Source organism: Streptomyces xiaopingdaonensis (assembly GCF_000262345.1).
In the GTDB taxonomy this organism is placed as follows: domain Bacteria; phylum Actinomycetota; class Actinomycetes; order Streptomycetales; family Streptomycetaceae; genus Streptomyces; species Streptomyces xiaopingdaonensis.
In genome coordinates, this window is sequence record NZ_AJTQ01000146.1 from 1 (window position 1) to 5,753 (window position 5,753).

At 71.4% G+C, this 5,753-nt stretch carries 4 protein-coding genes; 3 read left to right on the top strand and 1 reads right to left on the bottom strand.

The features are described from left to right. The first annotated feature begins 47 nt into the window (after window positions 1-47). Window positions 48-1,283, top strand: a complete 1,236-nt coding sequence (locus UWG_RS0111955; RefSeq protein WP_016907448.1) for a styrene monooxygenase/indole monooxygenase family protein — start codon at window positions 48-50, stop codon at window positions 1,281-1,283. Between the two features lie 895 nt (window positions 1,284-2,178). Continuing rightward, window positions 2,179-3,990: a hypothetical protein gene (locus UWG_RS0111960; protein WP_016907449.1), complete on the top strand. Its 1,812-nt coding sequence runs from the start codon at window positions 2,179-2,181 to the stop codon at window positions 3,988-3,990. A 49-nt stretch (window positions 3,991-4,039) separates the two neighbouring features. Here the strand turns inward: UWG_RS0111960 and UWG_RS0111965 are convergent, their stop codons facing one another. Beyond that, window positions 4,040-4,540, bottom strand: coding sequence for a MarR family winged helix-turn-helix transcriptional regulator (locus UWG_RS0111965; protein WP_016907450.1), 501 nt, complete (start codon window positions 4,538-4,540; stop codon window positions 4,040-4,042). 312 nt (window positions 4,541-4,852) lie between these two features. Between UWG_RS0111965 and UWG_RS0111970 the strand changes: the two genes are divergently transcribed. After that, window positions 4,853-5,704 (top strand): lysozyme, encoded by an 852-nt coding sequence (locus UWG_RS0111970; protein ID WP_016907451.1) that lies wholly within the window; start codon window positions 4,853-4,855, stop codon window positions 5,702-5,704. Window positions 5,705-5,753 lie beyond the last annotated feature (49 nt).

The following is a 5,753-nucleotide window of genomic DNA, read 5'->3' on the forward strand; positions in this document are numbered from 1 at the left end:
GCGCCCCGTCAGCCACCCAGCCACAGCAACCCAGAAAGAGATCCGGCATGCGGAAGATACTCATCGTCGGCGCGGGCCAAGCAGGTCTGCAACTCGCCCTCGGCCTCCAGTCGCACGGCTACGAGGTCACCATCATGACCAACCGCACCGCGGACGAGGTGCGCGGCGGCCGGGTGATGTCCACCCAGTGCATGTTCCACGACGCGCTCCAGCACGAGCGGGACCTCGGCCTCAACTTCTGGGAGGACCAGGCGCCGAAGATCGGGGGCCTCGGCGTCTCCGTCGCGGGACCCGACTCCTCACGCCCGGTCAACTGGCTGGGCAGGCTGAAGGACGGCTACGCGCAGTCGGTCGACCAGCGCGTCAAGATGGCCGGCTGGATGGAGACGTTCGCGCAGCGCGGCGGCCAACTCGTGATCCACGGCGCGGCCGTCGGCGACCTCGACTACTTCGCGCGCCGCTACGACCTCGTCCTCGTCGCCGCGGGCAAGGGCGAACTGGTCTCGATGTTCGGCCGGGACGCCGCGCGGTCTCCGTACGACGCCCCCCAGCGCGCGCTCGCCGTCGCCTACGTGCACGGCCTCGGGCCGCGGCCCGAGCATCCGGAGACCGAGGCGGTGCGCTGCAACCTCGTCCCCGGCGTGGGCGAGCTCTTCGTGATGCCGAGCGTCACCAACTCGGGGCGTTGCGACATCCTGTTCTGGGAGGGCATCCCCGGCGGGCCGCTCGACGCCTTCCAGGGCGTCAAGGACCCGTCGGAGCACCTCGCCAAGACCCTCGAACTGATGGAGAAGTTCACGCCCTGGGAGTACGCGCGCGCCACGAACGTGGAGCTCACCGACGCGGGCGGCACCCTCGCGGGCCGGTACGCGCCCACCGTGCGGAACCCGGTCGGACGGCTGCCCGGCGGCGGCCTGACGCTCGGCGTCGCCGACGTCGTCGTCGCCAACGACCCGATCACGGGCCAGGGTTCGAACTCCGCCTCCAAGTGCGCCGCGGTCTACCTCCAGTCGATCCTCGACAACGGCGACAAGCCGTTCGACGAGGCGTGGATGCAGGCGACCTTCGACCGCTACTGGGCGAAGGCGCAGCACGTCACGAAGTGGACCAACGCCATGCTCGCGCCGCCGCCCGAGCACGTCCTCCAGCTCCTCGGCACGGCCAACGAACTCCAGCCGATCGCCGACCGTTTCGCCAACGGGTTCAACGACCCCACCGACTTCGAGGAGTGGTTCTTCGACCCGGAGAAGGCGCAGGCCTATCTCGACGCGCTGACGGCCTGAGCCGCGGGCGGGGAGCAGCCACCGGGACGGGCCGCCCCTCGGCACCCGCCACCGCGACCGAGACGGGACGGCGGGCCGTCCTGGGCGTGCCCGCCGTCCCGCTCGCGTCCTTGGGCGCCTGCCGGGTGAGCAGCCCGCCGGTGCGTCCAAGGGGTTCGGTGTCCGGGCGCGCCACCGTCGTGGGGCAGGGCGCCCGGCCGCTGACCGGGCCTGCGCGGCCGGGAGTTCAGCGTGCGCCGTATCGAGGTGCGGCCTCCTTCCGATTCCCGGCGGCGCTCCCGGACGGGCGGCCGTGCGGGGCTGTGCGCCCGCCGGGGTGCCGGGGCGACCGGTCCCCTGGTCGCCCCGGCATCCGGCGGCGTCGCGGCGCGCGCCGGCGCGACGCCTGGCGGTGGTGCGGGTGGAGCGCGTGCGGTGGAGCCGGGTCGACATGTGAGCGCCTCGGTCGTACGGGCGAGAGAGCGCTCTCACAAGAAGTGCACGTTACGAACGCGTTTGAGACGTGTCAATACAACTTGCAGCAAAGCCCAGTTGGGCTCATGAGTTGAACCTTCACCTGTCGAGAAATGCTCCTTTGAAGGGGTTCCGACGGTCCTACTCCGGGACCGGGCTCCCGACTGCTGAATCCACCCGGCGTCCGGAAGCTCCTTCGTCCGCCCTTGACAGCCCCCTCCGGCGCTTCTAGAAGTGACCCCGGCGAGAGAGCACCCTCATGCGTCGACAGCCGCGCGGCGAAGGGTGGTCCACAACTCCCGTGCCACCGGGCGCAGACGGCGCGCGGGCACGGCCTCACCTGCACCGAGTCGACCGCACGGCGCCGCGGCGCCGTACCAGCAGCGCCGGTCGCGGCACCGCCGCGGCCGTCCGACTCCCCCACGTGACAGGAGAACTCGCCATGGGACGCAGCAACCCCGACGGCAGACCCGCACGCAACGGCGCCACGTGGCGCCCCTCCCGCCGTACCGCCCTCACGGGTCTCGCCGCCGCAGCGCTCACGCCCGTCGTCGCCGGCAGCGCCCTCGGCGCCGCAGGACGCTCCCCCGCCCCGCGCGCCGCCGACCCCGACCTCGGCCCGCACGTCCACATCTTCGACCCCGCCACCCCGGCCTCCGAGATCCAGGCGGCGCTCGACTCGGCCTTCGGCACCCAGGAGCGCAACCAGTTCGGCACCGAGCGGGTGGCCTTCCTCTTCAAGCCGGGCACCTACACCGGTGTCGACGCCAACGTCGGCTTCTACACGCACGTCGCCGGGCTCGGGCTCAGCCCCGACGACGTGGTGCTGGAGGACAGCCACGTCCGCGTCGAGGCCGACTGGTTCGACGGCAACGCCACGCAGAACTTCTGGCGCGCCGCGGAGAACTTCCACCTGGTGCCCCGCGACGGAACCAACCGCTGGGCCGTCTCCCAGGCGGCACCGCTGCGCCGGGTGCACGTCAGCGGCGACATGACGCTCTGGAACGGTTACGACGGCTGGTCGAGCGGCGGGTTCCTCGCCGACAGCCGGGTCGAGGGCGCGGTGGTCTCCGGCAGCCAGCAGCAGTGGCTCACCCGCAACAGCACGCTCGGCGAGTGGGCGGGCTCGGTGTGGAACATGGTCTTCGTCGGCGTCGAGGGCGCCCCGCCGCACCACTTCCCCGACCCCTCGCACACCGTCGTCGACACCGCGCCCGTCCTCCGCGAGAAGCCGTTCCTCCACGTCGACGGGGCGGGCGCCTGGCAGGTCTTCGTGCCGGCGACGCGGACCGACTCCGCCGGCACCTCCTGGTCGGGCGGCGCCGCCGCGGGCGAGTCCCTACCGCTCGAGGACTTCCACATCGCACGGGAGGGCGACACCGCCGCCGACCTCAACGCGGCGCTCGACGCGGGCAAGCACCTGCTCGTCACCCCGGGTGTCTACGAGATCGAGGAGCCGGTACGCCTCACCCGCGACGGCACCGTCGTGCTCGGCATCGGGCTCGCGACCTTCGTGCCGCAGGGCGGGGTCACCGCGCTCACCGTCGGGGACGTCGAGGGCGCCACCGTCGCGGGCATCCTCATCGACGCGGGGACCACCAACTCGGAGACGCTCATGGAGGTCGGCACGGGCAGCGGAGGCGGCAGCGCCTCCCGCCCCACGGCGCTACACGACGTCTTCTTCCGGATCGGCGGCGCGCACGCGGGCAAGGCCACCACCAGCCTCGTCGTCAACAGCCCGCACACGATCGGCGACAACCTCTGGCTCTGGCGGGGCGACCACGGCTCGGGGATCGGCTGGGAGACCAACACGGCGGAGACCGGGCTCGTCGTGGAGGCCGACGACGTCACGATGTACGGCCTCTTCGTCGAGCATTACCAGAAGACCGAGGTGGAGTGGAACGGCGAGCGCGGCCGCACCTACTTCTTCCAGAACGAGTTCCCCTACGACCCGCCGGACCAGTCCTCGTGGTCGGACGGTCGTACCAACGGCTACCCGGCGTACCGCGTCGCCGACGGCGTCACGACCCACGAGGCGTGGGGCCTCGGCAGCTACTGCAACTTCACCGACGACGAGTCCGTCGTCGCCGAGCGGAGCTTCGTGGCGCCGGAAGGGCCCGGCATCGACTTCACCGACATGGTGATCGTCTCGCTCGGCGGCAAGGGCACCATCAACCACGTCATCAACGACCTGGGCGGTCCCGCGGGACCGACGGAGAACGACGGCATCTTCTACCTGACCAGCAACCACTGAGCCCGTCCGCGGCCGGTCCCCGCAGCGGCCCGGCCGCGGGCAGCCGGGCTCAGCCGGCGTCCTCGCCTTCGGCGTTCAACCGGTGGAGCAGCCGCGCCAGTTCGGCGATCTCACCGCGTTCCCAGGAGCCGAGCCTGCGCGCGTACTCGGACCGCCTGACGCGGCGCACCCGCGCCACGCGCGCGCCGCCCTCCTCCGTCAGCTCCAGCAGCGCCGCCCGGCCGTCGAGCGGGTCGGGGCGCCTGCGGACGAGCCCGAGGCGTTCGAGCGCGGCGAGCTGCCTGCTGATCGTCCCCTTGCCGACGCCGAAGTACCAGGCGAGCGCTGTCGCACGCTGCGAGCCCGAGGCCTCGAGCCGGACGAGCAACCCGTAGGCGGCGGGCTCCAGTTCGGGGTGCACCTCTCTCGCCATCTCGGCCGACTCCGAGCGCGCCCGGCGGAGGAAGAACGTCAACTCCCGCTCCAGCGCGTAGTACTCGGGGGCGAACGGCTCGCCGCCCGCTTCCGGTTGCCCCTCGCCCGCCGCACGGCGGACGTCGTCCTCTGCCACCCGTCTCCGCTCCCCTTGTCCGCCGCTCTCCGGCGCCTCCCGCCGGGTCCTCCCCCGGCAGGGGCGCCTTCACCGGCGAAAGTTCCTGTCGAAACCCGCGATTGTCGCAGCTCTGCCCGGAGTTCCACAGGAATAGACCAACGGCGGGGTTTCTGCTCCTTCCCGCCCGGGGTCTACGCGCGTACTTTTGAAAATGACATGCTCGCGCCAGTCGCGTGTCGATGCATCTGCACCTCCATGCACAGCCTTACGCTCCACTGACCCCCCACATCCCCAGATCTCCCCCACCGTCAAGGCATCCCGGAGGCAGACATGTCTGTTCACCGCTTCCTGACGCTCCGCCGCAGACGCGGCGCCGCAACCGGAGCACTCCTCGCAGCGCTCGCACTCGTCCTCGCCCTCCCGGGCTCCGCCACCGCCGCGTCCCAGAGCAACGGCTCCGCCCCGATCAAGCCGGGCGAGGCGTGGCTCGGCGCCGGCGTCCAGATGCACGAGGGCGGTGACGACACCGACGGCCGCGCCCCCAGCACCAGGGCGGCGACCGTCGAGGGCGTCGACGTCAGCAGCCATCAGGGCAACGTCAACTGGAGCGCTCTCTCCAACAGCGGCGTCCAGTGGGCCTACGTGAAGGCGACGGAGAGCACCAACTACAAGAACCCGTACTTCACGCAGCAGTACAACGGCTCGTACAACACGGGCATGATCAGGGGCGCGTACCACTTCGCCGTCCCGAGCAGCTCCAGCGGCGCAGCCCAGGCCACCTACTTCGCCAACAACGGCGGCGGGTGGAGCAAGGACGGCAAGACGCTCCCGGGCGTGCTCGACATCGAGTACAACCCGTACGGCGCCACGTGCTACGGGCTGAGCCAGTCCGCGATGGTCAACTGGATCAAGGACTTCAGCAACACGTACAAGTCGAAGACCGGCCGCGACCCGGTGATCTACACGACCACCGACTGGTGGAAGCAGTGCACGGGGAACAACGGCGGCTTCGGCAACATCAACCCGCTGTGGGTCGCGCGGTACGCGAGCTCGCCCGGCGCCCTGCCGAACGGCTGGGGCTTCCACACCTTCTGGCAGTACACCTCCTCGGGCCCGATCGTCGGCGACCACAACCAGTTCAACGGCGCCTACGACCGGCTCAAGGCGCTCGCCAACGGCTGACGCCCGCACAGCACCACGGGGCGCGTACCGGGCGGAGCTTCCCGCCCGG

What these genes read in the sequence shown, in the direction of transcription:
- UWG_RS0111955 (WP_016907448.1), top strand. Translation starts at nt 48, where the DNA reads ATGCGGAAGATACTCATCGTCGGCGCGGGCCAAGCAGGTCTGCAACTC.
- UWG_RS0111960 (WP_016907449.1), top strand. Translation starts at nt 2,179, where the DNA reads ATGGGACGCAGCAACCCCGACGGCAGACCCGCACGCAACGGCGCCACG.
- UWG_RS0111970 (WP_016907451.1), top strand. Translation starts at nt 4,853, where the DNA reads ATGTCTGTTCACCGCTTCCTGACGCTCCGCCGCAGACGCGGCGCCGCA.